This is a genomic window from Azospirillum sp. OGB3, assembly GCF_014192915.1.
Lineage (GTDB): Bacteria > Pseudomonadota > Alphaproteobacteria > Azospirillales > Azospirillaceae > Azospirillum.
In genome coordinates this window covers 1-1,477 of record NZ_JACHYN010000067.1, presented here as the reverse complement: position 1 = coordinate 1,477, position 1,477 = coordinate 1, and the positions used below count along the sequence as shown (strand labels likewise).

General features: G+C 69.1%; 1 protein-coding gene. It reads right to left on the bottom strand.

Annotated features, from left to right (window positions below):
- Positions 1-20: 20 nt before the first annotated feature.
- Complete coding sequence (locus tag FHW79_RS32280; protein WP_183182685.1) at positions 21-1,367, bottom strand: IS66 family transposase; 1,347 nt, start codon at positions 1,365-1,367, stop codon at positions 21-23.
- Positions 1,368-1,477: the final 110 nt, after the last annotated feature.

Sequence of the window (1,477 nt, the reverse complement as noted above, 5' to 3'; positions counted from 1 at the left end):
GTAATTGCTCAGGGGGCTGGTCAGGCGGCGAAGATCGGCTGACCAGCGAGGGCGCGTGAGATGGCCTGATGGGCGGACAGGCCGTTGAGGCGCCCGGTGCCGATGACGGAGCGGACCAGGGCGTGGACATCGGCGCCCCAGAGCGACCGGAAACCGTTCGTCACCTTGCGGAAGATGACGCTTGGGCGCAGCGCCTGCTCGGAGGCGTTGTTGGTCGGCGGCACGGCGCGGTCCGTGAGGAAGGTGAAGAACTGGGAGCGCCAACGTTTGGTCTGGCGCAGCACCTCGGCGCCGGCCTCGGTAACGGTCGGCAGGGCCAGCAGGTGATCGAGCCGGCGCTCGGCCCTGGCGCGATACTGGGCCAGCGTGCTGTCCTTCAAGTCCGGCCGTCGTCGCCCCACCGCGATCGCCCAGCACAACAGGCGGCGCAGGGCCGGAGCGAAGCCAATCTCACCGGCATCGATGGCGTATTGCACGTCGCGCAAGACATGGGCAAGACAGACTTGGTGGGTGTCGGCATGGCCCTGCTGGGCGCCCCAGCGATCCGACACCCAGCAGCGCGGCCGATGCTCGCCCAGCACCTCGGCAATGACCTCGCGTCCGCGCGAGGGGGAGATGCGGTGTAGGACGGTGGTGTCGCTGACCAGCACCCATTCCCAGCCCATGCGGGTGCCCTGATCCGCCGTGGTCAGCCGCGCCCCGGTTTCGTCGCAGCCGATGACATCCGCTCGGCGCAGCCGCTCCACGATCGCCGTCCCGGCCCCTTGCAACGGGCGGTTGGCCCGGCGCAGCGCGTTGGCGATGGCGCCTTCGCTGATCCGCAGCCCAAACAACTCGGCCATTAGCCGGGAGAGACGATCGTAGCCGACGGCGTGCTGATGATGCAGATAGGCCAGCATCGCCATGATCGACGGGCCGAACGGCGAACCGGGCGGCATCATGTCGGGCGGCGTGGCGCGCACCCGGCGCCGACAGGCCGGACAGCGCTGACCGAACAGCCGCACCCGCGTGATCACCGGCCGGATTGGCGGCAAGTCGATGTGATCGTAGGCATGGCGAAGCCGCTGGGTGTCGGCTGTCACCGCGGTGCCGCAGTGGGCGCAAGCGTGCGCCTGGCAGTCCACGACCTGATCGGGATCGGCGGCCAATGCGCGTGTCACCCCGGGTCCCTTGCGTTTGCGCCGCGGCTTCTTGTGACGGGGCGGCCGGTTCGCCTTCTGGCCCCGCGAGGGTGGCAGGCTGGAGTTTTTCGGCGTCTTGGCGGGCTGGTTCAGTTTCGCCTCGAGCGCCGCGACGCGCTCCAGCAGCGCCAGGATCAGCGCGTCCTTCTCCTCCGGGCTCAGGCGGGACAGGTCGGGGCGAGTCATGAATAGGTTGACTCATATCCTGGTCCCTCAAGCAACGTCCCGTTAGGGGCACCCCCGACTGCCTGGGAGCCCGACCGTGCTCATCACGGGCCAGCCCCCTGAGCAATTAC

What these genes read in the sequence shown, in the direction of transcription:
- FHW79_RS32280 (WP_183182685.1), bottom strand. Translation starts at nt 1,367, where the DNA reads ATGACTCGCCCCGACCTGTCCCGCCTGAGCCCGGAGGAGAAGGACGCG.